This is a genomic window from Streptomyces sp. NBC_00503 (genome assembly GCF_036346895.1).
Lineage (GTDB): Bacteria > Actinomycetota > Actinomycetes > Streptomycetales > Streptomycetaceae > Streptomyces.
This window is the reverse complement of sequence record NZ_CP107855.1, coordinates 3785458-3810900: the sequence shown is the minus strand read 5'-3', so window position 1 is coordinate 3810900 and position 25443 is coordinate 3785458. Positions and strand designations below refer to the sequence as shown.

The 25443-nt window shown below is 70.3% G+C and carries 23 protein-coding genes and 7 tRNA genes; 14 read left to right on the top strand and 16 right to left on the bottom strand.

Features of this window, described 5'->3' with window-relative positions; genetic code table 11:
* Positions 1–17 precede the first annotated feature (17 nt).
* Entirely contained in the window at positions 18–920 is a 903-nt protein-coding gene (locus OG490_RS17775) for a phosphoribosylaminoimidazolesuccinocarboxamide synthase (protein ID WP_330297271.1), read from the top strand.
* A gap of 118 nt (positions 921–1038) precedes the next feature.
* Here OG490_RS17775 and OG490_RS17770 read toward each other — a convergent pair.
* From OG490_RS17770 to OG490_RS17745, 6 genes are all read right to left on the bottom strand, one after another.
* Positions 1039–1111, bottom strand: a tRNA-Gly gene (locus OG490_RS17770).
* 24 nt (positions 1112–1135) lie between these two features.
* Entirely contained in the window at positions 1136–1747 is a 612-nt protein-coding gene (locus OG490_RS17765; protein ID WP_330297270.1) for a response regulator transcription factor, read from the bottom strand.
* Positions 1747–2988, bottom strand: a complete 1242-nt coding sequence (locus OG490_RS17760; protein ID WP_330297269.1) for a sensor histidine kinase — start codon at positions 2986–2988, stop codon at positions 1747–1749. The genes OG490_RS17765 and OG490_RS17760 overlap by 1 nt, the downstream gene beginning before the upstream one ends.
* Before the next feature lie 136 nt (positions 2989–3124).
* Positions 3125–3197: transfer RNA gene (locus OG490_RS17755), tRNA-Gly, on the bottom strand.
* Positions 3198–3276: 79 nt separating this feature from the next.
* A tRNA-Gly gene (locus OG490_RS17750) sits at positions 3277–3348 on the bottom strand.
* Between the two features lie 87 nt (positions 3349–3435).
* Positions 3436–3753, bottom strand: coding sequence for a histone-like nucleoid-structuring protein Lsr2 (locus OG490_RS17745; RefSeq protein ID WP_330297268.1), 318 nt, complete (start codon positions 3751–3753; stop codon positions 3436–3438).
* A gap of 358 nt (positions 3754–4111) precedes the next feature.
* Between OG490_RS17745 and purS the strand changes: the two genes are divergently transcribed.
* The 6 genes from purS (at position 4112) to OG490_RS17715 (ending at position 9343) form a co-directional block, all read left to right on the top strand.
* Positions 4112–4363: a phosphoribosylformylglycinamidine synthase subunit PurS gene (gene purS, locus OG490_RS17740; protein WP_008740952.1), complete on the top strand. Its 252-nt coding sequence runs from the start codon at positions 4112–4114 to the stop codon at positions 4361–4363.
* A gap of 2 nt (positions 4364–4365) precedes the next feature.
* On the top strand, positions 4366–5070 hold the full coding sequence (purQ, locus tag OG490_RS17735; RefSeq protein ID WP_330297267.1) for a phosphoribosylformylglycinamidine synthase subunit PurQ: 705 nt from the start codon (positions 4366–4368) through the stop codon (positions 5068–5070).
* Positions 5067–7316, top strand: coding sequence for a phosphoribosylformylglycinamidine synthase subunit PurL (purL, locus tag OG490_RS17730; protein WP_330297266.1), 2250 nt, complete (start codon positions 5067–5069; stop codon positions 7314–7316). The genes purQ and purL overlap by 4 nt, the downstream gene beginning before the upstream one ends.
* 112 nt (positions 7317–7428) lie before the next feature.
* Entirely contained in the window at positions 7429–7968 is a 540-nt protein-coding gene (locus OG490_RS17725) for a hypothetical protein (protein WP_330297265.1), read from the top strand.
* Between the two features lie 35 nt (positions 7969–8003).
* Positions 8004–8795, top strand: coding sequence for a maleylpyruvate isomerase family mycothiol-dependent enzyme (locus OG490_RS17720; protein ID WP_330297264.1), 792 nt, complete (start codon positions 8004–8006; stop codon positions 8793–8795).
* Between the two features lie 38 nt (positions 8796–8833).
* Positions 8834–9343, top strand: a complete 510-nt coding sequence (locus OG490_RS17715) for an META domain-containing protein (RefSeq protein ID WP_330297263.1) — start codon at positions 8834–8836, stop codon at positions 9341–9343.
* A gap of 66 nt (positions 9344–9409) precedes the next feature.
* Here OG490_RS17715 and OG490_RS17710 read toward each other — a convergent pair whose 3' ends face one another.
* Both OG490_RS17710 and OG490_RS39210 read right to left on the bottom strand, forming a co-directional pair.
* Positions 9410–10843: a sulfatase-like hydrolase/transferase gene (locus OG490_RS17710; RefSeq protein WP_330297262.1), complete on the bottom strand. Its 1434-nt coding sequence runs from the start codon at positions 10841–10843 to the stop codon at positions 9410–9412.
* Between the two features lie 115 nt (positions 10844–10958).
* Positions 10959–11054, bottom strand: a complete 96-nt coding sequence (locus OG490_RS39210; protein ID WP_350325720.1) for a putative leader peptide — start codon at positions 11052–11054, stop codon at positions 10959–10961.
* A gap of 158 nt (positions 11055–11212) precedes the next feature.
* On the opposite strand from OG490_RS39210, the gene purF reads away from it, so the two are divergent.
* Together purF and purM are read left to right on the top strand one after the other, a co-directional pair.
* A complete protein-coding gene (purF, locus tag OG490_RS17705; RefSeq protein ID WP_330297261.1) occupies positions 11213–12730 on the top strand; it encodes an amidophosphoribosyltransferase in 1518 nt (505 codons plus the stop codon).
* Between the two features lie 135 nt (positions 12731–12865).
* Positions 12866–13936 (top strand): phosphoribosylformylglycinamidine cyclo-ligase, encoded by a 1071-nt coding sequence (gene purM / locus OG490_RS17700; RefSeq protein WP_330297260.1) that lies wholly within the window; start codon positions 12866–12868, stop codon positions 13934–13936.
* 109 nt (positions 13937–14045) lie between these two features.
* On the opposite strand, the gene OG490_RS17695 is transcribed toward purM, so the two are convergent.
* Entirely contained in the window at positions 14046–14318 is a 273-nt protein-coding gene (locus OG490_RS17695; RefSeq protein WP_112449218.1) for a DUF3073 domain-containing protein, read from the bottom strand.
* A gap of 347 nt (positions 14319–14665) precedes the next feature.
* Positions 14666–15799 carry a Leu/Phe/Val dehydrogenase gene (locus tag OG490_RS17690; protein WP_330297259.1) on the bottom strand — a complete coding sequence of 378 codons (1134 nt, stop codon included), beginning with the start codon at positions 15797–15799 and terminating at the stop codon, positions 14666–14668.
* Between the two features lie 174 nt (positions 15800–15973).
* On the opposite strand from OG490_RS17690, the gene OG490_RS17685 reads away from it, so the two are divergent.
* Together OG490_RS17685 and bldC are read left to right on the top strand one after the other, a co-directional pair.
* The gene (locus OG490_RS17685; protein WP_330297258.1) at positions 15974–16828 is read left to right on the top strand and encodes a hypothetical protein; all 855 of its coding nucleotides are present in this window, start codon (positions 15974–15976) and stop codon (positions 16826–16828) included.
* A 577-nt stretch (positions 16829–17405) separates the two neighbouring features.
* On the top strand, positions 17406–17612 hold the full coding sequence (gene bldC, locus OG490_RS17680; protein WP_003949541.1) for a developmental transcriptional regulator BldC: 207 nt from the start codon (positions 17406–17408) through the stop codon (positions 17610–17612).
* A gap of 623 nt (positions 17613–18235) precedes the next feature.
* Here the strand turns inward: bldC and OG490_RS17675 are convergent.
* Both OG490_RS17675 and hrpA read right to left on the bottom strand, forming a co-directional pair.
* Positions 18236–18309 (bottom strand) — tRNA-Asp (locus OG490_RS17675).
* A 69-nt stretch (positions 18310–18378) separates the two neighbouring features.
* A complete protein-coding gene (hrpA, locus tag OG490_RS17670; RefSeq protein ID WP_330297257.1) occupies positions 18379–22314 on the bottom strand; it encodes an ATP-dependent RNA helicase HrpA in 3936 nt (1311 codons plus the stop codon).
* Positions 22315–22432: 118 nt separating this feature from the next.
* On the opposite strand from hrpA, the gene OG490_RS17665 reads away from it, so the two are divergent.
* The 3 genes from OG490_RS17665 (at position 22433) to OG490_RS17655 (ending at position 24564) form a co-directional block, all read left to right on the top strand.
* Complete coding sequence (locus OG490_RS17665) at positions 22433–22903, top strand: hypothetical protein (protein WP_330297256.1); 471 nt, start codon at positions 22433–22435, stop codon at positions 22901–22903.
* 63 nt (positions 22904–22966) lie between these two features.
* Positions 22967–23716, top strand: a complete 750-nt coding sequence (locus OG490_RS17660) for a DsbA family protein (RefSeq protein ID WP_330297255.1) — start codon at positions 22967–22969, stop codon at positions 23714–23716.
* Positions 23713–24564, top strand: coding sequence for a cytochrome c biogenesis CcdA family protein (locus OG490_RS17655; protein WP_330297254.1), 852 nt, complete (start codon positions 23713–23715; stop codon positions 24562–24564). Before OG490_RS17660 ends, OG490_RS17655 begins: the two co-directional genes overlap by 4 nt.
* A gap of 43 nt (positions 24565–24607) precedes the next feature.
* Here OG490_RS17655 and OG490_RS17650 read toward each other — a convergent pair.
* The 4 genes from OG490_RS17650 to OG490_RS17635 all read right to left on the bottom strand — a co-directional run bounded on the left by OG490_RS17650 (position 24608) and on the right by OG490_RS17635 (position 25363).
* Positions 24608–24684: transfer RNA gene (locus tag OG490_RS17650), tRNA-Phe, on the bottom strand.
* Between the two features lie 22 nt (positions 24685–24706).
* Positions 24707–24780: transfer RNA gene (locus OG490_RS17645), tRNA-Asp, on the bottom strand.
* Positions 24781–24819: 39 nt separating this feature from the next.
* Positions 24820–24892 (bottom strand) — tRNA-Glu (locus tag OG490_RS17640).
* Between the two features lie 120 nt (positions 24893–25012).
* Positions 25013–25363, bottom strand: a complete 351-nt coding sequence (locus OG490_RS17635) for a metallopeptidase family protein (RefSeq protein WP_330297253.1) — start codon at positions 25361–25363, stop codon at positions 25013–25015.
* Between the last annotated feature and the right edge of the window lie 80 nt (positions 25364–25443).

The window sequence follows — 25443 nt, the reverse complement described above, 5'->3', positions numbered from 1 at the left end:
AACCACAGGGAGACTCCGTGCCCGGATTCGTCGAAAAGCCCGAGCCGGTGCAGGTGCCCGGCCTCGTCCACCTCCACACCGGCAAGGTCCGCGACCTCTACCGCGATGAGGACGACAACCTCGTCATGGTCGCCAGCGACCGCATCTCGGCCGCCGACTGGGTGCTGCCCACGGAGATCCCGGACAAGGGCCGGATCCTGACCCAGCTCTCCCTGTGGTGGTTCGACCAGCTCGCGGACCTCGTCCCGAACCACGTCCTGGCCACCGAGCTGCCCGCCGGGGCCCCGGCCGACTGGGCGGGCCGCGCCCTGGTCTGCCGCAACCTCGACATGGTCCCCGTCGAGTGCGTGGCCCGCGGCTACCTCACCGGCTCGGGCCTCGCCGAGTACAAGAAGACCCGTACGGTCTGCGGACTCGCCCTGCCCGAGGGGCTCGTGGACGGCTCCGAGCTGCCCGCCCCGATCTTCACCCCGGCCGCCAAGGCCGAGGTCGGCGAGCACGACGAGAACGTCTCCTACGAGGAGGTCGCGCGCACCCAGGGCGCCGAGACGGCGGCCCTGCTGCGCCAGACCACCCTGGCCGTCTACGGCCGGGCCCGGGACATCGCGCGCGAGCGCGGCATCATCCTGGCGGACACCAAGTTCGAGTTCGGTTTCGACAAGGACGGCGCCCTGGTCGCCGCCGACGAGGTGCTGACCCCGGACTCCTCGCGCTTCTGGCCGGCCGACCTGTGGGAGCCGGGCCGCAGCCAGCCCTCCTTCGACAAGCAGTACGTCCGCGACTGGCTGGCCTCCCCGGCCTCCGGCTGGGACTCCAAGGGCGAACTCCCGCCGCCCGCCCTCCCGCAGGCGGTCGTGGAGCAGACCCGCGCCAAGTACGTCGAGGCCTACGAGCGGCTCACCGGCCAGACCTGGGTCTGAGGCCGGCAGCGGCGAAGGAGCCCCGGGAACGGGGCCCCTTCGCCGACTCGGCGCCCGCCCGGCCCCCGGAACGAGAGAAGCCCCCCGGTCCGAGGACCGGGGGGCTTCTTCACTGCAGAGCGGACAACGCGACTCGAACGCGCGACATCCACCTTGGCAAGGTGGTGCTCTACCAACTGAGCTATGTCCGCAGGTGCGCCGTAGCGCGAGAACTACTATACCCAACCCCGGGCCCGTGCGAGACGCACCGCCGTGTGCCGGTTCTCGGCGCCCAGCTTCGAGGCCGCCGAGGAGAGGTAGTTCCGTACGGTCCCCGGGGACAGTGAGGCCCGCTCCGCGATCTCCGCGATCGGCGCCCCGTCACCGGCCAGTTCCAGGACCTCCGCCTCCCGGGCGGTCAGCGGGGAGTCCCCCGCGCTGATCGCGTCGGCTGCCAACTCCGGATCCACGTAACGGCCTCCGGCGTGCACGGTCCGGATCAGCTCGGCCAGCCGCTGCGCCGAGACCGTCTTCGGCGCGAAGGCCCGTACGCCCGCGGCGAGGGCCCGCTTCAGGTGGCCGGGGCGACCGTGACTGGTCACGATCATGGTCTTGCAGTCGGGGAGTTCGGTCCGCAGCGATGTGGCCACGCTCACACCGTCGGCCCCCGGCATCTGCAGGTCCAGCACCGCCACGTCCGGACGGTGGGCCCGCGCCATCGCGAGCGCCTCCGGCCCCGAGGCCGCCTCCGCGACGACCAGCAGATCGTCCTCCAGTCCCAGCAGCGCGGCCAGCGCGCCCCGGATCAGGTGCTCGTCGTCGGCCAGCAGTACGCGTACAGGGCTCATCAGCGTGTCTCCGGTTCCAGGATCGGTTCGGCCGCAGGGCCCGGGATCTGCGCGCGCACCCTGAACCGGCCGCCTTCCACCGGACCGGCCTCCAGCGTGCCGTCCAGCACCGCGAGCCGCTCCCGCAGCCCCGCGAGCCCCGAGCCCGGCGGCCCGGCCGGGACCTTGGGGGCCCCGTCGTTCTCCACCACCAGCGTCAGCGCGCCCGAGGGCGCCGCCGTCAGCCGGATCGAGCAGCTGCGGGCGTCTCCGTGCCGCAGCACGTTGGTCGTCGCCTCGCGCACCACCCAGCCGAGCGCCGACTGGGCCTCGGCGGGAAGGTCGCGGCCCGCGGTGAACTCGACCCGGCAGTCCATCCCGGCCGCGTGGAGCACCCCGCGCGCGCCCTCGAGCTCCACCGCGAGATCCGCCTCCCGGTAGCCGCGGACCACGTCGCGGACCTCCTTCTGGGACTCCCGGGCGATCCGCTGCACCTCGATCATCTGGTCCACGGCCTCCGGGCGTTCGCGCCGGGCCAGCTGTACTGCCAGCTCGCTCTTGAGGGCGATCACCGCGAGGTTGCGGCCCATCACGTCGTGCAGGTCGCGGCCGAAGCGCAGCCGCTCCTCGGCCACCGCGAGCTGCGCCTGGAGCTCGCGGGCACGGTCGAGCTCGTACACCGCGCCGAGCAGCCATCCGGAGAACCCGCAGGCCGCGGAGAGGAAGACGCCGCTCAACAGGACCCCGACCGCGTAGCCGGTGGCCTCGCCGGCCGGGATGCGGAAGGCGAGCGCGGCCACCCCGACGAGGACGGCGGTGGCCGGAGCCACGTAGCGCATCTGCCGGACCTCGCGCAGGCACAGGACGAGCGTGCCGGTGGCGAAGGCGGTCATGCCGACGAGCAGGGTCGCGGCCAGCGGCGCGTCCACGGACGGCACGGTCGCCCGGACGGCCAGGACGGCGAGACAGGCAGCCGCGGTGACGGCGGCGGTGAAGGCCGCGAGCCGTACGGGGCGCTCGCGTCGCCCCACGATCCAGTCGAGGGCCCGGGAGGAGAGGACCCCGACGACCACGGAGTGCGCGCACACCGTCAGGAAGAGCGAGACCCCGAGCGCCGGGGAGGTGTTTTTGGCCATGGACGCCACGGCCGGCAGCCCGATCGAGAAGATCTCGATCAGCACGAAGAAGTGGAACGACCAGCGCGTGTAGAGCTCGACCTTCCCCGCGCTGCTGCGGTTCTTCCACCATCCCGTGAGTTTCATGGCCCCAGTCTCGCGGCGGGACGCCGGACCCGGCCATGACACATGTCATCGGGTTTCGGGTATCCGGGCGGAGATCGGTCCGCTATCCGGGCATACGAAGAAGGCCCCGATCAATGATCAGGGCCTTCATACGCTGAGCGGACGACGCGACTCGAACGCGCGACATCCACCTTGGCAAGGTGGTGCTCTACCAACTGAGCTACGTCCGCATGCTTCCCACGACAAAACTGCCGTGCGATGCGTGCATCACTCTACCTGATCCACAACCGTGGTCGGTAAAGCCTGCAGAGCGGGTGACAGGGATCGCACACTGCGCCTTCCCCCTGGAAGGAGGATGTTCTGCTACTGAACTACACCCGCACGACTTCGGGGTTTGACCTTGCGGCCTCGCCCCTCGGCGTGATCCACACACTAGCGGACCAGTAGGGGTGGATGGCAAATCGGCCCTCAGTGAGCCGCGTTGTACTCCTCGTAGACCTTCTTGGGGATCCGGCCGCGCGGCGGGACGTCGAGCTGGTTGGACCGGGCCCAGGCCCGGACGACCGCCGGGTCGGGGGCGATGGCGGTGTGCTTGAACGCCTTCCCGGAACGGGACTGGCGGCGGCCGGCCGCCACGAACGGGGCGAGGCTCTTCCGCAGTTTCTTTGCGTTGGCCACATTGAGGTCGATCTCGTACGACTTACCGTCCAGCCCGAAGACGACCGTTTCCGATGCTTCTCCGCCATCGATGTCGTCGGAGATCGTGACTACTACGCGCTGCGCCACGGATATCGGTCCCTTCGTGCGACCCCCGCTCCCCCGCTGGAGAGCTGGGATGGAGCGGTGATGTCGCCTGTGTGGATGTTTCGGAGCAATGCAACTTTCCGCCCCCGTCACGCAGCGGAAAATGCCCACGCATCGGAGGATTCCTTTGTACCCCGATTCTCATTGCATTGCGAAGCCCAGTTAATTATCTCCGCGTGTCCCGCCGCAATGCCGGACGCGTGGTTTTCCGGCGGATTTTGCGAAGCGTTGGTGAAGCCGAAACGACGTGGAGGATCGCACAAGAGAGATATCTACCCGCGTAGAAATTTCCTACAGGTACGCTGAGGGAACCGCCTTCGCACCAACCACCTCATCGGGAGTGCCAGTGGCACGCGTCGTAGTCGACGTCATGCTCAAGCCGGAGATCCTCGACCCCCAGGGCCAGGCGGTGCAGCGTGCACTACCGCGCCTGGGCTTCGAGGGAATCGCCGACGTCCGCCAGGGGAAGCGCTTCGAACTGGAGGTGGAGGGACCGGTCGACCAGGCCGCCCTCGACCGCATCCACAAGATGGCCGAAACCTTCCTCGCCAACACCGTCATCGAAGACTTCACCGTGAAGGTCGAGGCCTGACGGTGACCACTCGCATCGGAGTCGTCACGTTCCCCGGAACGCTCGACGACCGTGACTCGCTGCGCGCCATCCGCCTCGCGGGGGCCGAGCCGGTCTCGCTCTGGCACCGCGACAAGGACCTGCACCAGGTCGACGCGGTCGTCCTCGCGGGCGGCTTCTCCTACGGGGACTACCTGCGCGCCGGGGCCATCTCCCGGTTCTCGCCGGTGATGGAGACCATCATCGAGCAGGCCAAGGGCGGCATGCCCGTCCTCGGCATCTGCAACGGCTTCCAGATCCTCACCGAGGCCCACCTGCTGCCGGGGGCGATGCTCCGGAACAACCACCTGCACTTCATCTGCCGCGACCAGAAGCTCCGGGTGGAGAACGCGGAGACCGCGTGGACCGGCGACTACACCGCCGGCCAGGAGATCTCCGTACCGCTCAAGAACATGGACGGCCGCTACGTGGCCGAAGAGCGCGTGCTGGACGAACTGGAGGCCGAAGGCCGAGTGGCCTTCCGCTACGTCGTCCGCGGCGAAGCCGCTGATGGATGCGGTAACCCGAACGGTTCGCTGCGCGACATCGCCGGCATCACCAACGCCGCGGGCAACGTCGTCGGCCTCATGCCGCACCCCGAGCACGCGGTCGAGCCGCTGATCGGGACGGGCCGCACCGACGGCCTCCCGTTCTTCACCTCGGTCCTGAAGAAGCTGGTCAACGCATGAGCCTCGACACGGTCAAGAACGCCACGGAGACCCCGGACTCGGCGCAGCCCTGGAAGGAGCTCGGCCTCAAGGAGGACGAGTACGCCCGCATCCGGGAGATCCTCGGCCGCCGGCCCACCGGCGCCGAGCTCGCCATGTACTCGGTCATGTGGTCCGAGCACTGCTCGTACAAGAGCAGCAAGGTCCACCTGAAGCAGTTCGGCGAGAAGGTCCCCCAGAACGACGCGATGCTCGTCGGCATCGGCGAGAACGCCGGCGTCGTCGACGTGGGCCAGGGCTACGCGGTCACCTTCAAGGTCGAGTCGCACAACCACCCCTCGTACATCGAGCCCTACCAGGGCGCGGCCACCGGCATCGGCGGCATCGTCCGCGACATCCTCGCCATGGGCGCCCGCCCGATCGCGGTCGTCGACCCGCTGCGCTTCGGCGCGGCCGACCACCCCGACACCAAGCGCGTCCTGCCGGGCGTGGTCGCGGGCATCGGCGGCTACGGCAACTGCCTGGGCCTGCCGAACATCGGCGGCGAGGTCGTCTTCGACGCCTGCTACCAGGGCAACCCGCTCGTCAACGCCGGCTGCATCGGCGTGATGAAGCACGAGGACATCCACCTCGCCAAGGCCTCCGGCCCCGGCAACAAGGTCATCCTCTACGGCGCCCGCACCGGCGGCGACGGCATCGGCGGCGTCTCGGTCCTCGCGTCCGAGACCTTCGACGACACCAAGCCCACCAAGCGCCCCGCCGTCCAGGTCGGCGACCCCTTCCAGGAGAAGCTCCTCATCGAGTGCACCCTGGAGATCTTCCAGGAGAAGCTGGTCGCGGGCATCCAGGACCTCGGCGGCGCCGGGCTCTCCTGCGCCACCTCCGAGCTGGCCTCCGCCGGTTCCGGCGGCATGCGCGTGGACCTGGACACCGTCCCGCTGCGCGACGCGACGCTCTCGCCCGAGGAAATCCTCATGAGCGAGTCGCAGGAGCGCATGTGCGCGATCGTCGAGCCGCAGTACGTGGACCGCTTCATGGAGATCTGCGAGAAGTGGGACGTGATCGCCACCGTCATCGGTGAGGTCACCGACGGCGAGCAGCTGGAGATCTACTGGCACGGCGAGCTGATCGTGGACGTGCCCCCGGGCACCGTCGCCCACGAGGGCCCGACCTACCACCGCCCCTACGCCCGCCCCTCCTGGCAGGACGCCCTGCAGGCCGACGACGCGGGCAAGCTGCCCCGCCCGGCGACCTCCGAGGAGCTGCGCGCACAGGTCCTGGCCCTGGTCTCCTCGCCGAACCAGGCGTCGAAGTCCTGGATCACCGACCAGTACGACCGCTTCGTGCAGGGCAACACGGTGCTCTCGCAGCCCGAGGACGCCGGCATGGTCCGCATCGACGAGGAGACCAACCTCGGCGTCGCGATGGCCACCGACGGCAACGGCCGCTTCGCCAAGCTCGACCCGTACACGGGCGCGCAGCTCGCGCTGGCCGAGGCGTACCGCAACGTCGCCGCGACCGGCGCCAAGCCGCTCGCCATCTCCGACTGCCTGAACTTCGGCTCGCCGGAGGACCCGGACGTCATGTGGCAGTTCGCCGAGGCCACCCGCGGTCTCGCCGACGGCTGCCTGGAGCTGGGCACCCCGGTCACGGGCGGCAACGTCTCCCTCTACAACCAGACCGGCGACATCGCGATCCACCCGACCCCGGTCGTGGCGGTCCTCGGTGTGATCGACGACGTCAACCGCCGTACGCCGATGGCGTTCGCGGAGGCCGGCCAGCTGCTGTACCTGCTCGGCGACACCGCCGAGGAGTTCGGCGGCTCCGCCTGGTCCGAGGTCGTCCACCAGCACCTGGGCGGCATGCCGCCCAAGGTGGACCTGGGCCGCGAGAAGCTGCTCGGCGAGATCCTGATCTCGGCCTCGCGCGACGGCATGATCGACGCCGCGCACGACCTGTCCGACGGCGGCGTGATCCAGGCGCTCACCGAGTCCTGCCTGCGCGGCGGCAACGGTGCGCGGATCGTGGTCCCGGAGACCCTGGACGCCTTCACCTTCCTGTTCTCCGAGTCCGCGGGCCGGGCCATCGTGGCCGTCCCGCGCAGCGAGGAGCTCCGCTTCACCGACATGTGCGGTGCGCGGGGCCTGCCGGCGACCCGGATCGGTGTGGTGGACGGCGAGGAGATCGAGGTCCAGGGCGAGTTCACGCTCCCCCTGACCGAGCTCCGCACCGCCCACGAGGCGACGATCCCGGCGCTGCTCGCCTGAGCCGCCATTTTTCGAGCCCCCGTCCGGAACTGTTCCGGGCGGGGGCTCGTCCGTTCCGGCAAGGAGCCCGCGCCGACGGCGGTGGCGGGGCCGACGGGGGAACGGGGCGCAGATGGCGCAGAGTCGGGGCCGATGGCTCCTCGGGGTCGGGATACCGGTGATCGTGGCCGCCATGGGGGTGGGCGGCTGGTTCCTCTACGACAACTCCGGGGACCGCGCGCAGAGCCGGGCGGAAATCATCGAGAACTGTCAGGGACTGGTCGATCCGGATGCGGTGATGGGGTTCGGCATGCCCAAGGTGGAGGCGGGCGCCACGGCGGACCAGGCGTGTGTGCTGCTGCGTGCGGTGACGTTCGAGGGCCAGGAGCAGATGGAGGAGTTCGCCTCCCTCAAGGTGGAGGCCTCCAAGGACGCCGAACCGGGCGCGAGCCGGTTCGACTACGACGCCCGCAGCGTCGTGGCGATCGCGCGGTGCGCCGACCCCGCCAGGTCCGGCGGAGTGACCGCCCTGCGGGCGACCGCCGCCACCGAAGGCGACTCCCCGGGCCGCGGCAGGCCCGGCTTCCTGTCGGGACTGGCCCGCGAGGCGGCCCTGCGCGCGGCGGCGAAGGCCGGCTGCGAGACCACCCTGCCTGCGGCCCCGAAGGTCTGACGGCGGCCGGATTCCGTGCGGCGTAGGGTCGGCCCATGCCTCCCGCCAAGAAGAAGCCGCGCACCTACGATCCCGCCCGGACCCGCGAGGCCGTCCTCGCACAGTTCGGTCATGTCCGGGACGCCGTACGGGGGTTGGACCCCGAGCAGCTCGCCCGGCCGAGCGGGGTCGGGGACTGGTCCGTCGCCGAACTCGCCGCGCACATCGCGTGGATCGCCGACTCGCTGGCCGGCGGCCTCGCCCGGCCGCCCGCCGCCGTCGCCGAACTGCCCGCCGCCGAATGGCCCTTCGCGACGGCCTCCCTGGCCGGGAAGATCGCCGAGGCGGCCAAGGAGACCCTGGAGGGCGCCCCGCTCTCCGAGCTCTACGACCGGGCCGGCGCCCGCCTGGCCGAGGCCCTCGAGACGCACCCCGGCAGCCGGGTGCTGGACCTGTGGATCGGGGCCATGACCCTGGCCGACTTCCTGGTCACCCGCACCGTCGAGCTCGTGGTCCACACCGACGACCTGCGCCGCGCCACCGGGCTGGACATCCCGGTCGACCGCCAGGCCCTGGCCGCCTGCACCCGGCTGCTCGCCGACGCCCTCGCGATCAAGGCGCCGGGCGGGGCGGTGGAGTTCCGGGTCCCGCCCTTCGCGGTGGTCCAGTGCGTCGAGGGCCCCCGGCACACCCGCGGCACCCCGCCGAACGTGGTGGAGACCGACCCGCTGACCTGGATCCGCCTCGCCACGGGCCGCACGACCTGGGCCGAGGCCCTGGACGGCGCCCAGGTCAGGGCCAGCGGCGAGCGTGCCGACCTCTCGGCGCTGCTCCCCCTGATGAGCTGACCGGGGAACCACTGCGGCCCGGCCCGCGTCCCACCGGCATGCGCCCGCTCCGGCTCCTCCTCGCCCCCCTGACCGCGGCCCTCGCCCTGACGGCCACCGTCTCCTGCGCCACCGCCGAACCGCGCACCGGGCCCGGGAACGTGGTCACCCTGAGCGCGGAGCCCCGTACGCCCGACGCGCCGCTGCTCGCCACCCGGTGGACCGTGGACTCCCTCGTCGGGCGGGAGACGGCCTCACCGCTTCCCGCCGGCGTCGAGGGCAAGGCCTGGTTCACCCTGGCCGCCGACGGCACCGCGAGCGGCGGCCTCGGCTGCAACCGGTTCACCGCCAAGGCCGTCGTCCAGGGGCCGCTGCTCACCTTCGGGCCCCTCGCCACCACCCGGATCGCCTGCGAGGGCCCGGCCGGTGAGGTGGAGCGGGAGCTGACCGGGCTGTTCGGCGGCGGCCCGCTCACCGTGGAGATCAAGGGCGACGCCCTCACCCTGACCGCGACCGCCGACGGGGAGATCAAGGGCGTCACCGCCCGGGCGGCCTCGGCCGTGGAGTGATCCCGCCCCGGACGGGGCGGCTTTCCACAGGCTGTGGACCGCCCCGGCCGCAGCGCCGTACGGAGATCAGCCCGGGTACGGGAGCAGCCCCGAGTCCGTCTTCTCCCAGGCCGCCCGCAGCTCGGCCAGCCGGGCCGGTTCCAGCGCCGCCCTGTCGGCCTGTTCGCGGATGTCCCCGGCCAGGTTGAAGAGCTGGTCGCGGCCCGCCTTGCCGCGGTAGTACTTCCAGTCGCCGCGGCGCAGCGCCCGCTCCCCGCGGACCCGCCAGAAGAGGTTCCGCTCGGCGATCTTCTCGCCCCGCAGCAGGTATCCGGCCAGGCTGACCCCGTCCAGCGGGTACGCCGGGTTCGCGCGGGCCCCGGCCAGCTCCAGCAGGGTCGCCGTCCAGTCCGGGGTGAAGACCGGGACGTGGCTGACCTGGCCGCCGTCCAGCCGGGCGGGCCAGCGCACGATGTTCGGGACCCGGATCCCGCCCTCCTGGAGGGAGGCCTTGTTGCCCGAGAGCGGCCAGTTGTAGGAGAAGCGCTCGCCGCCGTTGTCGCTGGAGAAGAAGACCAGGGTGTCCTCCTCCTGGCCGGAGCGCTTCAGGGCCTTCAGCACCTCGCCGACCGAGCGGTCGAGGTCCTCCACCATCTGCTTGTACTTCTCGATCGAGCCGCCGTCCTGGTGCCACAGGGCCCGTGAGTCGCCCGCCTTGATCCGCCGCTCCACCTCGGCGCTCTGCGCGGTGTCCCCGTCGGCGATCCACGGCCAGTGCGGGGTGGTGAAGTTGAGGTTCAGCAGCCACGGCTTGTCCCCGTGGTCGCGGGAGACGTACTCGCTCGCCCGCTCGGTCAGGATCCGGGTGTAGTACCGCAGGTCCTTGTACTCGGCGTCGCCCTCGTAGAGGTCGTACTCCCCGCCCAGACCGAGCTTGGAGTAGTACTCCAGGGCTCCGCCGAAGTTCCCGAAGAACTCGTCCCAGCCGGACTTGGTCGGGCTGTAGTCGGGCAGGTAGCCGCAGTGCCACTTGCCGATCAGCGCCGTCGCGTAGCCGGAGCCCCGCAGCAGCGAGGCCAGCGTGGGGTGGGTGGGCTCCAGCCCGGCCGTCTTGTCGGCTATCGGCTCGGCGAGCCCGCCCTTGGTGCGGCCCGGGTAGCGCCCGGTGTACAGGCTGAAGCGGGTCGGGGAGCAGGTCGCGGAGCCGGAGTAGGCGTCGGTGAAGCGCACGCCCTGGCGGGCGAGCCTGTCCAGGTTCGGGGTCTTGATGTTCGGGGACCCGTACGAGGACAGGTCGGCCCAGCCGAGGTCGTCCCCGAGGATGAACAGGATGTTCGGGCGGCGGGAGCGGCGACCCCGGTCGGCCCGGAACTCCCGCTCCGAACCGGCGGAAGGGGCGGACGGGGACTCGGCCGCCTCGGCCGGCGAGGCGCCGCCGAGCCCCACGGCCGCGGCTGCGGCGCTCGCTCCGACGGCGCCGCCGAAGGCACGCCGGGACAGCTTGTTCTCGTACGAAGACACAGGTACTCCAGGGCACGGCTCGGCCGCTCGCCCCGGGCGGGCGCGGGACGGCGCGCGGCACGGCAGGGCGGAGCTGGGCGGAGCGGAAATGTGAAAGGGGGAGGAAGAGTTGTGGCTACGCGGAGCAGCGACAGATGGCGCTCGCGACACGGACCAGGTCTACGTGGCGGCGCTCTACGAGGGTGACGGAACGGTCACCGAGGGGCTGCATGGGTCGAGAGACTGTCCGAATGCGGTTGTAGATGTCAACAAGGGCATCCGGATACCGAGACGCCACCCAAAGCGGAGGCCACGTCACCCTCCGTGCTGTGACATTTCCCGGGCGTCCCCAATTCGGACCAGTGGTCGATCTCGCCTACACTCGGGGGCGTGCCTCGTGGTGATGGACGACTCAACCACGACCTGCTCCCCGGCGAAAAAGGCCCCCAGGACGCTTGCGGCGTCTTCGGTGTCTGGGCTCCGGGTGAAGAGGTCGCCAAGCTCACCTACTTCGGACTGTATGCACTGCAGCACCGCGGACAAGAGTCCGCGGGCATCGCTGTGAGCAACGGTTCCCAGATCCTCGTCTTCAAGGACATGGGCCTCGTTTCCCAAGTCTTCGACGAAACCTCTCTCGGCTCGCTCCAGGGTCATATCGCGGTCGGTCACGCCCGCTACTCGACCACCGGAGCCTCCGTCTGGGAGAACGCTCAGCCGACCTTCCGTGCGACCGCCCACGGCTCCATTGCCCTGGGTCACAACGGCAACTTGGTGAACACCGCCGAGCTCGCCGAAATGGTCGCCGACCTCCCCCGTCAGGACGGCCGCGCCACCCAGGTGGCGGCCACCAATGACACCGACCTGGTCACCGCCCTCCTGGCCGGCCAGACGGACGACGACGGCAAGCCCCTGACCATCGAGGAGTCGGCCACCAAGGTCCTCCCGAAGGTGAAGGGCGCCTTCTCGCTCGTCTTCATGGACGAGGGAACGCTCTACACCGCCCGTGACCCGCAGGGCATCCGCCCGCTGGTCCTCGGCCGCCTCGACCGCGGCTGGGTGGTCGCGAGCGAGACCGCCGCCCTCGACATCTGCGGCGCCAGCTTCGTCCGCGAGGTCGAGCCGGGTGAGCTCATCGCGATCGACGAGAACGGTCTGCGGACCTCTCGTTTCGCGGAAGCAAAGCCCAAGGGCTGTGTCTTCGAGTACGTCTACCTGGCGCGCCCGGACACCGACATCGCCGGCCGCAACGTCTACCTCTCGCGCGTCGAGATGGGCCGGCGTCTGGCCAAGGAAGCCCCGGCCGAGGCCGACCTGGTGATATCGACGCCGGAATCGGGCACGCCCGCCGCCGTCGGATACGCCGAGGCCAGCGGGATTCCGTACGGCGTCGGCCTGGTCAAGAACGCCTACGTGGGCCGGACCTTCATCCAGCCCTCGCAGACGATCCGCCAGCTCGGCATCCGGTTGAAGCTGAACCCCCTCAAGGAAGTCATCCGGGGCAAGCGCCTGGTGGTCGTCGACGACTCGATCGTCCGCGGCAACACCCAGCGCGCCCTGGTCAAGATGCTCCGCGAGGCCGGTGCGGCCGAGATCCACATCCGGATCTCCTCCCCGCCCGTGAAGTGGCCCTGCTTCTTCGGCATCGACTTCGCCACCCGCGCGGAGCTGATCGCCAACGGCATGACCGTCGACGAGATCGCCACCTCCATGGGTGCCGACTCCCTCGCGTACATCTCGCTCGACTCGATGATCGAGGCGACCACCATCCAGAAGCCCAACCTCTGCCGTGCCTGCTTCGACGGCGAGTACCCCATGGAGCTGCCCGACCCGCAGCTCCTGGGCAAGCAGCTTCTGGAGACGGAGCTGGCCGGCGGTACGGACGCCGCCGACGCGCTCCGGCGCCCGTAGGGCTCGCAGCCCCGTAGAGCACCCGGTCCCCCTGGGGCCGGTGTGCCCTGCTCAACCTGCGCGGGGCCCTGTCTTTGAAGCTTCTCCCGGGGCCCCGCACCACACGCAGCAACGACACGAAAGCTCTCTCCTGTCATGACAGAGAAGACCACCGGTGCCAGCTACGCAGCCGCGGGCGTGGACATCGACGCGGGAGACCGCGCCGTAGAGCTGATGAAGGAGTGGGTGAAGAAGACGCAGCGCCCCGAGGTACTCGGCGGCCTCGGCGGCTTCGCCGGCCTCTTCGACGCCTCCGCCCTCAAGCGCTACGAGCGCCCCCTGCTGGCCTCCGCCACCGACGGAGTCGGCACCAAGGTGGACATCGCCCGCCGCATGGGCGTGTACGACACCATCGGCCACGACCTGGTCGCGATGGTCATGGACGACATCGTCGTCTGCGGCGCCGAGCCGCTCTTCATGACCGACTACATCTGCGTCGGCAAGGTCCACCCCGAGCGGGTCGCGGCCATCGTCAAGGGCATCGCCGAGGGCTGTGTCCTGGCCGGCTGCGCCCTGGTCGGCGGCGAGACCGCCGAGCACCCGGGCCTGCTGGGCCCGGAGGACTTCGACGTGGCGGGCGCCGGCACCGGAGTCGTCGAGTACGACGCCCTGCTGGGCGCGGACCGTATCCGTACGGGCGACGCCGTGATCGCGATGGCGTCCTCCGGTCTTCACTCGAACGGGTACTCACTGGTCCGCCACGTCCTCTTCGACCGCGCCGGGATGTCGCTGGAGCAGCACGTGGAGGAGCTCGGCCGGACCCTCGGCGAGGAGCTCCTGGAGCCCACCAAGATCTACTCGCTGGACTGCATGGCGCTCACCCGCACCGCCGAGGTGCACGCCTACTCCCACATCACGGGCGGCGGCCTCGCGGCCAACCTGGCCCGGGTGATCCCGGACCACCTGCACGCCACGGTCGACCGCTCGACCTGGGCCCCGGGCGCGATCTTCGACCTGGTCGGCAAGGCCGGGCAGGTGGAGCGCCTGGAGCTGGAGAAGACCCTGAACATGGGCGTCGGCATGATGGCCGTGGTCCCGCAGGAATCGGTGGACGTGGCCCTGACCGCCCTGGCCGACCGGGGCGTCGACGCCTGGGTCGCGGGCGAGATCCAAGGCCGCGGCGACCACGCCGAGGGCGCGACCATGACCGGTGACTACGCGAACTGACGCGAGCGGACAGCACGGAAACCCGGTCCGGGGCAATGCCCTGGACCGGGTTTCGGTGTTTCAGACCTGGTGTGCAGACACCACGAGAGCGTCACGCACCGCGAAAGCGTCAAGCACCGCGACGATGCGCCGACGGACCGGACTCTTCGTCCTCGTCCTCTTCGTCATCGTCGTTGTAGAGCGCCGCGTACTTGGCGTACGGGTCGTCCTCATCTTGATCGTCATCGTCATCGACTTCGACCGGCACGCTGACAGGCAGCGGCGGATCAGTCGGCGATGCGCCCAGCTCATTGGCCAGACGCGACAAGTCAGTCCCGCCGCTGCTGTACTTCAGCTGGCGGGCGACCTTCGTCTGCTTGGCCTTTGCCCGGCCGCGCCCCATGGCTCGACCCCCTCGGTGACGGGGCTCGACGGCCCCAGAGTCTGACACGCGTTCATGGTTCGGAGCGGGCTCTCCGTGGAGAGACCGTCCGTAGGGGTTTAACGGTACCTGCTTCCGCGGCCATACGGTACGTCGCCCGCATGACGCGCCCCGGTGCAGTACCAACAAGGCGCCCCGTCCTCGCTGGTCAGCTGCGATTTTAGCCCTTTCCTGACGGGCGACCCGCCGAAGCGCAGTGAGTTCCGTCTCGCCGCGCCCCGGCGGACACCCCGGAAGCCCCCATAAGAGCCCGATAAGGACGCCTGTGGGGACCCCCGTGCGGACCCCCGTAAGGGACCCGTTGTGGATCAGACCGTGAGCGCGGCGCTGCGGGCGGCCGTGCGCGCGGCGAGGGCCTCGGACATGCGCTGCTCGGCGATCCGGTCGGCGGCGGCCGCCGGCGGGATCCCGTCGGCCTTCGCACGTGCGAAGATCTCCAGCGTGGTGTCGAAGATCTTCGTCGCCTTCGCCTTGCAGCGGTCGAAGTCGAAGCCGTGGAGCTCGTCGGCCACCTGGATGACCCCGCCCGCGTTGACCACGTAGTCCGGCGCGTAGAGGATCCCGCGGTCCGCGAGGTCCTTCTCCACGCCCGGGTGCGCGAGCTGGTTGTTCGCCGCGCCGCACACCACCTTCGCGGTCAGGACCGGCAGCGAGGCGTCGTTCAGGGCCCCGCCCAGCGCGCAGGGGGCGTAGATGTCCAGGCCCGCCACGCGGATCAGGGCCTCGGTGTCGGCGACGGCGGTGACCCGGCCCGCGTGCTTGCCGGTGGCGTGCTTCTCGAGGATCCGCGTCACGGACTCCTCGCGCACGTCCGTGATCACGACCTCGGCGCCGTCCTCCAGCAGGTGCTCGACCAGGTGGTGGCCCACCTTGCCGACGCCCGCCACCCCGACCTTGCGGCCGCGCAGGGTCGGGTCGCCCCACAGGTGCTGGGCGCTGGCGCGCATGCCCTGGAAGACGCCGAAGGCGGTGAGGACCGAGGAGTCGCCAGCGCCGCCGTTCTCGGGGGATCGGCCGGTGGCCCAGCGGGTCTCGCGGGCCACGACGTCCATGTCGGCCACGTAGGTGCCGACGTCGCAGGCGGTCACGTAGCGGCCGCCGAGGGACTCCACGAACCGGCCGTAGGCCAGCAGCAGTTCCTCGGACTTCAGGATGTCCGGGTCGCCGATGATGACGGCCTTGCCGCCGCCGAGGTCGAGCCCGGCGAGCGCGTTCTTGTACGACATGCCGCGCGCGAGGTTCAGCGCGTCACGGACGGCTTCCTCGTCCGAGGCGTACGCGTGGAAGCGGGTGCCGCCGAGGGCGGGGCCCAGGGCGGTGGAGTGGATCGCGATGACGGCCTTGAGGCCGGAGGCTCGGTCCTGGCACAGCACGACTTGCTCGTGGCCGCCCTGTTCCGAACGGAACAGGGTGTGCAGGACGCCGTCGGTCATTTCGGTCACGGTGGTGACTCCCATGGAAGAGATGCGGCGGGAAAGACGCCCGCCCTGCGGGTGGGGGAGGGCGCGCTGGGAGCAGCGTAAGACCTGTGGCGCCCGGTGATCCCACCTGTCCGAGGATCGGAACACTCACGGGGGTACGGAGTACCGGCGCGCGCCGCGGGGGAGGACGAGAGCGTGAGCGAATCCCCCGAGCCCCGGCTGCCCTCCGCACGGTCGACACCGACCGTCCCGTACGCCTCGTACCTGCGCGTCTACGAGCCCCTGGCCGCCTTCCCGGAGCCCGAGCGCACCCACTGGGCCGACTACGCCCGGCGCGGGGCGACGGCGACCGCCCAGGACGAACTGCGCCGGTCGCTGGTGAACTTGGTACGGGTCCCCGTGGTCGGGGTCCCGGCGCACGAGAGCGCGGACGCCTTCACCGCCGAGGTGGACGGGGTGCTGCTCGTCTGCCCGTGGCGCACCAGGCTGCGCGGCTGGCTGGCGCTGGAGGAGCTGTCGGCCGAGTTCCCGCCCTCGGTCCTCGACGCCGTCCTGCCCGCGGTGACCCGGCGCCGGGCCACCGAGGAGTACGAGGCCTGGCGCGGGCGGAACCCCGACGCGCGCCCGTGGATCCGTACGGGGGTGTGGCAGGTGCCGCTGCGCTGGTTCGTGCTGGTGGCCGACGAGGAGCGGGAGTACGTGCCCGGCGAGCGGCTGCGCTACCGGACGCCGATGGTGCAGGCGCGGCGCCGCCTGGCGCGGGCGCTGCGGACCCTGCGCGAGGCGGAGGGCTACGGGATGCTCGCCGAGGGGCTGGTGGAGGTCGGGAGCTGGCTGGAGGAGTTCCACCCGCGCTCGATGGTGGAGCTGGACTACGGCGGCCTGCCGCACGCGCTGCCGGCGGAGCGGCTGGCGGCCGACCACTCGGCACGGGACCTGGCGGCGGGCATCGCGGCGCTGCGGGCCGGGGACCGGGACGGGGCGGCGGAGACGTACGGGGTCCTGGCGGAGCGGTGGCGGGCGGTCCGGGAGAGACTCTTCGCGAACTAGGGCGAAATTCGCCGGGCACGGTTTTCGGTCCGGGTAGCGGGTCGGGGCCCGCGTGTCCATCGGCCGATCGGCGGAGCGCGCCGGTGAACCGGCAGCTCAGGACCGTGATGCCCTCTTTTGGGTCTTTGTTCCGGGACCTACGTCCCGATACGGGCCATTGGCCCAAGCGTGACGGACCGCACTTTCTACACCCTTGCGCCCTTCCCCTACCCTCGTGCCAAAATAGGACAAGGAGTCCGGGGAGGGTTCCTTCCGTCCAACTAAGGGCGGAATGCTCGGCATTGCACTCTACGGGGGGTCTGACGACTCCTGATCGCTCTGTGACTGATCGTCACAGTGGGGTGACTGTCCGTTATGGGACGGTCCATCGGCTTCCGCCGCTGATGAACACCTCGGAGGGCAATTCCATCGGTTTGGCCGTCGAGGCTGGACGGATGGTGTAGTTGTAGTGCCGAGGACAAGCCGTTCGTCCTATAACCGACTCGGCCCGCGTATGTCCATTTCGGGCAACGTGGGCCAAGGTGCAGAATTTAGAGGAAAGAACCGAGATGGTTCGGTTCTCCCGAGGAGGCCGCTCATGACCGCTCGCACCCCTGATGCCGAGCCGCTGCTGACCCCGGCTGAGGTTGCCACGATGTTCCGCGTGGACCCGAAGACGGTCACTCGCTGGGCCAAGGCTGGCAAGCTCACGTCCATCCGCACCCTGGGTGGACACCGCCGTTACCGCGAGGCTGAGGTCCGCGCACTGCTTGCGGGAATTCCGCAGCAGCGCAGCGAGGCCTGAGGTTCCGCAGCACAACTTATTGCCGGGTCGATATCGGGTCCCCCAATCCGATGAGCCCCACATAGCTTCAAACGACCGGACCTGCCCCAACAGGTTCTTCAGTCGTTCGATCGCGCTGGACTCCGCCGGGTCCAGCGCGATCTTTTTTATGCCCTGGTCAGGGTCCTGTCGTACACGTGTGCGGAGTCGGCCGGGGTGGGTGCAATTACACATATTAAATCGAGCAGGCGTATGGGTCCCATAAAAGCGTGCGTCTCAAAAACTCATGTGGTGACTCCCGTCACAGGTGATCACTCTTGTACATCCGGCAATGCACCCCGTAAAGGGATGTCCGGCGCAGAGCGCATCATGCGGACGGGGGATATTTCCGCCCGCTCCGGGCCGGGAGGGCGGCCCACCCTTCGGATGATCCAGAAGAGGGCTCGCGAAGCCCTCTGGCGGGCCCTCAGGGGCTCTTGGGGGCGTCGTACCGGGTTCCGGTGGCCCGGGGGGCCGTTGGGCGGCCCCGAGGGGCAGGCCCGGGGGGCAGGTTCGTGTCGGCCGGGCGGGCCGGGCGGGATGCATCCGGCCCGGAAACGCATCAGGGCCCGCATCCCTGGGGGATGCGGGCCCTGATGTCACTGCGAACCTGACGGGACTTGAACCCGCGACCTCCACCTTGACAGGGTGGCGAGCTAACCAACTGCTCCACAGGTCCTCGATTTGCAGCCGCTGGGCGGCTACGAATCAGACTGTACCGCAGCTCAGGGGGTGCAGTCGAACCCGATCAGCGGGCAGGTCCCGGAGCGGCCGCGTCGACCGCCTTCACGATGCGTTTGTCGGAGATCGGATACGCCGTTCCGAGGGCGTGCGCGAAGTAGCTGACCCGCAGTTCCTCGATCATCCAGCGGATGTCCGTGACCGCCGTCGGGACCGGTCGGCCCTTGGGCAACTGCTCCAGCAGCCACAGGTACTCGTCCCGCATCTCGTGGACCTTCTCCATGCGCGTGGTGTCGCGCTGGACCCCCGTGGGCATCTGTTGGAGCCGCCGGTCGACGGCCACCAGGTAGCGCATCAGGTCCGGCAGCCGGGGCAGTCCGGTCAGCGTGACGAAGCCGGCCGGCATGAGTGCCGCGAGCTGCGTCTTGGCGTCCTGGACGTTGGCCACCAGGGCGAGGCTGGCCGTGGTCTTCAGGCGGCGTTCACAGGCCTGCCAGGCGGCCAGCACCTGCTGCACCTGCGTGATCGTCCGTACGGTCGTGTCCACCAGGTCGGTCCGCACGGCCTCGTAGAGCTTCCGGAAGCCCGCCTCGTCCCACGCCGGTCCGCCGTGCCGCGCGATCAGGTGGTCGGCCGCCGCGGTGGCGCAGTCGTCGAACAGCGCCTGGATGGAGCCGTGCGGATTGCGCGACAGCGCCAGCTTCTGCTGGTTGCTCAGGTGGTCCGAGGCGAACTTCGCCGGGTTCACCGTGATGTTGAGCAGGATCAGCCGCCGGGTGCCGAGCCGCATCGCCTGCTGCTGCTCCGCCTCGGTGTCGAAGAGGCGTACGGAGACGCTCGTACCGGCGTCCACGAGCGCCGGGAACGCCTTCACCGGCTGGCCGGCCCGGCGGGTCTCGAAGACCTTGGTCAGGGTGCCGATGGTCCAGTCCGTCAGCCCGGTCTTCTCCACCGACTCCCCGCCCTCCCGCTCGGCGGTGGCCGCGGCGGCCTGCGAGAGGGCCTGGCGGGCCTTGGGCTTGAGCTGGAGCCGCAGGGCCTCCAGGTCCTTGGCCTCGGCGAGGTTCTTGCGGCGCTCGTCGACGATCCGGAAGGTGATCTTCAGGTGGTCGGGGATCCGGGTCAGGTCGAAGTCCTCGGCGGTGACCGGGACCCCGACCATCCGGTGCAGCTCGCGGGCCAGCGTGACGTGCAGGGGCTCCTGGAGGGGATGCGAGGTGGCCAGGAACCGCGTCGCGAAGTTCGGCGCGGGCACGTAGTGCCGGCGGATCGGCTTCGGGAGCGACCGGATCAGCTCGGTGACCACCTCTTCCCGCAGGCCCGGGATCTGCCAGTCGAAGCCCTCGTCCGTGACCTGGTTCAGCACCTGGAGCGGGATGTGGACGGTCACGCCGTCCGCGTCCGCGCCCGGCTCGAACTGGTAGGTCACCCGGAACTTCAGCCGGCCCTGGTGCCAGGAGTCCGGATAGTCGGCCTTGGTGACCCCGGCCGCCTTCTCCGTCAGCAGCATCTCGCGCTCGAAGTCGAGCAGTTCGGGCTCGTCGCGCTTCTTGTGCTTCCACCACGAGTCGAAGTGCGCGCCGGAGACCACGTGTTCGGGGATCCGCTGGTCGTAGAAGTCGAAGAGCGTCTCGTCGTCGACCACGATGTCGCGGCGCCGGGCCCGGTTCTCCAGCTCCTCCACCTCGGTGAGGAGCTTGCGGTTGTCGGCGTAGAACTTGTGGTGGGTCCGCCAGTCGCCCTCGACCAGGGCGTTGCGAATGAACAGTTCGCGCGAGACCTCGGCGTCGATCCGGCCGTAGTTGATCTTCCGCTGGGCGACGATCGGGACCCCGTACAGGGTGACCTTCTCGTACGCCATGACGGCCGCCTGGTCCTTCTCCCAGTGCGGCTCGCTGTAGGTGCGCTTGATCAGGTGCTGGGCGAGCGGCTCCACCCACTCCGGCTCCACCTTGGCGTTGACCCGGGCCCACAGCCGCGAGGTCTCCACCAGTTCCGCCGACATCAGGAACTTGGGCTGCTTCTTGAACAGCGAGGAGCCGGGGAAGATCGCGAACTTGGCGGACCGGGCCCCCAGGTACTCGTTCTTGTCGGTGTCCTTGAGCCCGATGTGCGAGAGCAGGCCGGCGAGCAGCGAGATGTGCACGCTCGTCTCCGGGGCATCGGCCTCGTTGACGTGGATGCCCATGCCCTTGGCGACCGTACGCAGCTGCGAATAGATGTCCTGCCATTCGCGGATCCGCAGGAAGTTCAGGTACTCCTGCTTGCACATCCGGCGGAAGGAGGACGAGCCGCGTTCCTTCTGCTGCTCGCGCACGTAGCGCCACATGTTCAGGAACGAGAGGAAGTCGCTGGTCTCGTCCTTGAAGCGGGCGTGGTTCTGGTCGGCCTGGGTCTGCTTGTCCGAGGGCCGCTCGCGCGGGTCCTGGATGGACAGGGCCGCCGCGATGACCATGACCTCGCGGACGCAGTTGTTCTTGTCCGCCTCCACCACCATGCGGGCGAGCCGCGGGTCGACCGGGAGCTGGGAGAGCTGGCGGCCCATCGGCGTGAGCCGCTTCTTGTGGTCCTTCTCGGCCGGGTCGAGGGCCCCGAGCTCTTGAAGGAGCTGGACGCCGTCGCGGATGTTGCGGTGGTCCGGCGGGTCGATGAAGGGGAACTTCTCGATCTCGCCGAGGCCCGCCGCGGTCATCTGGAGGATGACGGAGGCCAGGTTCGTGCGCAGGATCTCGGCGTCCGTGAACTCCGGACGGGTGGTGAAGTCGTCCTCGGAGTAGAGCCGGATGCAGATGCCGTCCGAGGTACGGCCGCAGCGGCCCTTGCGCTGGTTGGCGCTGGCCTGCGAGATCCGCTCGATCGGCAGCCGCTGGACCTTGGTGCGGTGGCTGTAGCGGGAGATGCGGGCGGTGCCCGGGTCGATCACGTACTTGATGCCGGGGACGGTCAGCGAGGTCTCGGCGACGTTGGTGGCCAGGACGATCCGCCGACCGGTGTGCTGCTGGAAGACGCGGTGCTGCTCGGCGTGCGAGAGGCGGGCGTAGAGGGGGAGCACCTCGGTCAGGCGGAGCTTGCGCTTCTCCAGCGCGTCCGCCGTGTCGCGGATCTCGCGCTCGCCGGAGAGGAAGACCAGGATGTCGCCCGGCCCCTCCGCCTGGAGCTCGTCCACGGCCTCGCAGATCGCGGTGATCTGGTCGCGGTCGGAGTCCTCGGAGTCGTCTTCGAGGAGCGGCCGGTAGCGCACCTCCACCGGATACGTACGGCCGCTGACCTCGACGATCGGGGCGTCGCCGAAGTGCCGGGAGAAGCGCTGCGGGTCGATCGTCGCCGAGGTGATGATCACCTTGAGGTCGGGGCGCTTGGGCAGCAGCGTGGCCAGGTAGCCGAGCAGGAAGTCGATGTTCAGCGACCGCTCGTGGGCCTCGTCGATGATGATCGTGTCGTACGCGCGCAGCTCGCGGTCCGTCTGGATCTCGGCGAGCAGGATGCCGTCCGTCATCAGCTTCACGAAGGTCGCGTCCTGGTCCACCTGGTCGGTGAACCGGACCTTCCAGCCGACCGTCTGCCCGATCTCGGACTTCAGCTCCTCCGCGATGCGCTCCGCGACCGTGCGGGCCGCGATCCGGCGGGGCTGGGTGTGGCCGATCATGCCCCGGACGCCGCGCCCCAGCTCCATGCAGATCTTGGGGATCTGCGTGGTCTTGCCGGAGCCGGTCTCGCCCGCGACGATCACGACCTGGTGGTCGCGTATCGCCTCGGCGATCTCGTCCTTCTTCTGGCTGACGGGAAGGTTCTCGGGATACGTGACCTCCGGCATCCGCGAGGCGCGCCCGGCCAGTCGCGCGGCGGCCTTTTCGGCCTCCGTGGCGATCTCGTCGAGTACGGCCTGCTTGGCCTCGGGCTTGCGGATACGGCGGGCGCCTTCGAGGCGGCGGCCGAGGCGGTGCGCGTCACGGAGGTTGATCTCACCGAGAAGCGTCTGCAGGGCGGCGAAGGAAGTAGACATACCTGGTCGAGGATCTCACCCGCAGGTGCCGGGTGGCGAACGCATTTGTGCACCCTCCCCGTACCATTTCGGGACGAGATCCCCTGAACCGACCCGCCGTCCGAGTGAGAGGCCCGCCATGTTCCGCGCCCGCGCCCGAGGAGCCCGTGGATGGCGGCTCCTGCTCGGCGCCGTGCTCGCGGTGCTGCTGGCCTGCGCTGCTCCGGCGACTCAGGCGTCTCAGGCTCAGGCCGCTCCCGCTCGGGCCGCCTCGGCGCAGGCCGGTCCGGCTCACGCCGTCCCGGTTCAGCCCGCCTCGGCTCACGCCGTCCCGGCTCAGGCCGGTCCCGCAGCGGTCCCCGCCGCGGCCGTGGTGTTCGGGGCCGCGGAGGTCGTCGGTCGGGGGCCCGCCTGCGCCCCCGGGGCGCCGGAGCGGGGGCCGCTGCCGGCCGCGCCGCCGCGCGGAGCCGGGGACCAGGGGCACGTGCCGCCCGCGCGGGTCGGGGCGGAGCGGGCCTGGGACGGGCGGGCGATACCCCTACGGGTCCTCGTACGCGGGCCCGAGCGGCCGGCGCCGTCTGCTCCGGAGCTCTCCGTGATGCGGGTCTAGGAGGACCGGTCGCAGCCCGCCCGGTCCGCCGTACCCCTCTTTACGCAGCTCTGGAGCATCCGCATGTCCTCGTCCCCCCGTAAGCCCGCCTCCTCCCGCAAGCCCCTGCTGATCTCCGCCGGGGTCGCCGTCGCCGCGGTCACCCTCGGCATCGTGTCCTGGCAGGCCACCGCGCCCGGCGAGAACCCCGCCAAGTCCTCCTCGGCCTCCGCGCCGCAGGCCTCCGACGCCCACGCGGAGCTGAAGGCGCTCGCCCGCCGCGAGTCCGGCGACAAGCTCGCCGTCGGCCGCGCCGACGCGCCCGTGGTCCTCATCGAGTACTCCGACTTCAAGTGCGGCTACTGCGGGAAGTTCGCCCGCGACACCGAGCCCGAGCTGATGAAGAAGTACGTCGAGGACGGCACCCTGCGCATCGAGTGGCGCAACTTCCCGATCTTCGGCGCCGACTCCGAGGCCGCCGCCAAGGCCGCCTGGGCCGCCGGCCAGCAGGACCGCTTCGCGCAGTTCCACGCGGCCGCGTACGCCGAGGGCTCCAAGGACAAGGGCTTCGGCGAGGCCCGGCTGGAGGAGCTGGCGCAGCAGGCCGGGGTCCCGGACCTGGAGCGCTTCAAGAAGGACATGGCCGGGGAGCAGGCCTCCGCCGCCCTGCGCAAGGACCAGGAGGAGGGCTACGGCATCGGCGTCACCTCCACCCCGTCCTTCCTGATCAACGGGCAGCCCATCGCCGGAGCCCAGCCCATGGACGCCTTCACCACCGCCATCGCCAAGGCCAAGGCGCAGGCCCAGGCGCAGGCCGGGGCGGGCTCGAAGTGACCGACATCGGATACCTGGCCGCCCTGCTGGGCGGCCTCCTCGCGCTGCTCAGCCCGTGCAGCGCCCTGCTCCTGCCCGCCTTCTTCGCCTACTCCATCGATTCCACCTCGCGGCTGCTGGCCCGTACCGGGATCTTCTACGCGGGCCTCGCGAGCACCCTCGTACCGCTGGGCGCGGCCGGTTCGTACGCCGGGCGGTTCTTCCACAGCAACCGGGACGGGCTGGTGCTGTTCGGCGGCTGGCTGATCATCGCGCTCGGGCTCGCGCAGATCCTGGGACTCGGCTTCGCCTCGAAGCGGATCTCGGAGCTGTCCGGGAAGATCCGGCCGACGACCGCCCTGTCCGTGTACGCGCTCGGCGCGGTCTACGGGCTCGCCGGATTCTGCGCCGGCCCGATCCTCGGCAGCGTCCTGACGGTGGCGGCGGTCAGCGGCAGTCCGGTCTACGGGGGCCTGCTGCTGGCGGTGTACGCGCTGGGCATGGCGGTGCCGCTGTTCCTGCTGGCGCTGCTCTGGGAGCGGTTCGACCTCGGCCGCCGCCGCTGGCTGCGCGGCCGGACCTTCTCGGTCGGCCGCTTCGAACTGCACACGACCTCGCTCGCGTCGGGCCTGTTCTTCGTCCTGCTCGGCGCGCTGTTCCTGATCTACGACGGGGCGAGCGCACTGCCGGGGCTGCTGGACGTGGACGACTCGTTCGCGGTGGAGCAGCGGGTGCAGTCCGTCGCGGACGCGGTGCCGGACTGGGCGCTGCTCGGACTGGTCGCGCTGGCGGCGGCGGGCGTCGGGCTGGCGCAGTGGCGCCGCCGGGCGCGCGCGGAGGCCGCGGAGGTCACCGTAGGGGAGGAGTAACGCAAGAAGGCCCCGTCCGATGGACGGGGCCTTCTTGACTCTCTGGTGGCTGGGGCCGGGGTCGAACCGGCGACCTATCGCTTTTCAGGCGATCGCTCGTACCAACTGAGCTACCCAGCCACGAAACCGTTTCCGGTCTCAGCGAACCTGACGGGACTTGAACCCGCGACCTCCACCTTGACAGGGTGGCGAGCTAACCAACTGCTCCACAGGTCCTTGCAATGTGCGAGAACAAGTCTCGCACACGGTAATGCGTACCCCCAACGGGATTCGAACCCGTGCTACCGCCTTGAAAGGGCGGCGTCCTGGGCCACTAGACGATGAGGGCTAAAGGCCCGCCGTGCACTCTCGAGTGCGTCGGGGACGTGAGAAGCATATGGGATCCCGGCGGCGATCGCCAAAACGGTTTCCGCGGGCGGGTCAGCGGTCGCCCGGGGGGACCCGCAGGTCAGCCCCAGCCGAGTTCGTGGAGCCGCTCGTCGTCGATGCCGAAGTGGTGGGCGATCTCGTGGACCACGGTCACGGCCACCTCCTGGACCACCTCCTGCGGGCTCTCGCACATCCGCAGGGTCGGGCCCATGTAGATCGAGATCCGGTCGGGCAGCACCCCGGCGTACCACTCGCCGCGCTCGGTGAGCGGGGTCCCCTCGTAGAGGCCGAGCAGTTCGGGGTCGTCGGCGGCGGGCTCGTCCTCCACGAAGACGGCCACGTTGTCCATGACCCGGGTCAGCTCCTCGGGGATCGAGTCCAGCGCCTCGGCCACCAGCTCTTCGAACGCGTCACGCGTCATCTCCAGCACGCGCCCATTCTCCGGGACGGCCGCCCGTTCCGGAGGGCCCGGACTCGGCGGGCCGGCGCGCGGCGCGCGAGAATGGCCCG

Excerpts from the sequence above, each read along its gene's own strand:
- purL (WP_330297266.1), top strand. The coding sequence starts at position 5,067 with ATGAGCCTCGACACGGTCAAGAACGCCACGGAGACCCCGGACTCGGCG.
- OG490_RS17660 (WP_330297255.1), top strand. The coding sequence starts at position 22,967 with ATGTCCTCGTCCCCCCGTAAGCCCGCCTCCTCCCGCAAGCCCCTGCTG.
- OG490_RS17715 (WP_330297263.1), top strand. The coding sequence starts at position 8,834 with ATGCGCCCGCTCCGGCTCCTCCTCGCCCCCCTGACCGCGGCCCTCGCC.
- purM (WP_330297260.1), top strand. The coding sequence starts at position 12,866 with ATGACAGAGAAGACCACCGGTGCCAGCTACGCAGCCGCGGGCGTGGAC.
- OG490_RS17765 (WP_330297270.1), bottom strand. The coding sequence starts at position 1,747 with ATGAGCCCTGTACGCGTACTGCTGGCCGACGACGAGCACCTGATCCGG.
- hrpA (WP_330297257.1), bottom strand. The coding sequence starts at position 22,314 with ATGTCTACTTCCTTCGCCGCCCTGCAGACGCTTCTCGGTGAGATCAAC.
- bldC (WP_003949541.1), top strand. The coding sequence starts at position 17,406 with ATGACCGCTCGCACCCCTGATGCCGAGCCGCTGCTGACCCCGGCTGAG.
- OG490_RS17695 (WP_112449218.1), bottom strand. The coding sequence starts at position 14,318 with ATGGGGCGCGGCCGGGCAAAGGCCAAGCAGACGAAGGTCGCCCGCCAG.
- OG490_RS17720 (WP_330297264.1), top strand. The coding sequence starts at position 8,004 with ATGCCTCCCGCCAAGAAGAAGCCGCGCACCTACGATCCCGCCCGGACC.
- OG490_RS17665 (WP_330297256.1), top strand. The coding sequence starts at position 22,433 with ATGTTCCGCGCCCGCGCCCGAGGAGCCCGTGGATGGCGGCTCCTGCTC.
- OG490_RS17725 (WP_330297265.1), top strand. The coding sequence starts at position 7,429 with ATGGCGCAGAGTCGGGGCCGATGGCTCCTCGGGGTCGGGATACCGGTG.
- OG490_RS17760 (WP_330297269.1), bottom strand. The coding sequence starts at position 2,988 with ATGAAACTCACGGGATGGTGGAAGAACCGCAGCAGCGCGGGGAAGGTC.
- OG490_RS39210 (WP_350325720.1), bottom strand. The coding sequence starts at position 11,054 with ATGCAGCCCCTCGGTGACCGTTCCGTCACCCTCGTAGAGCGCCGCCAC.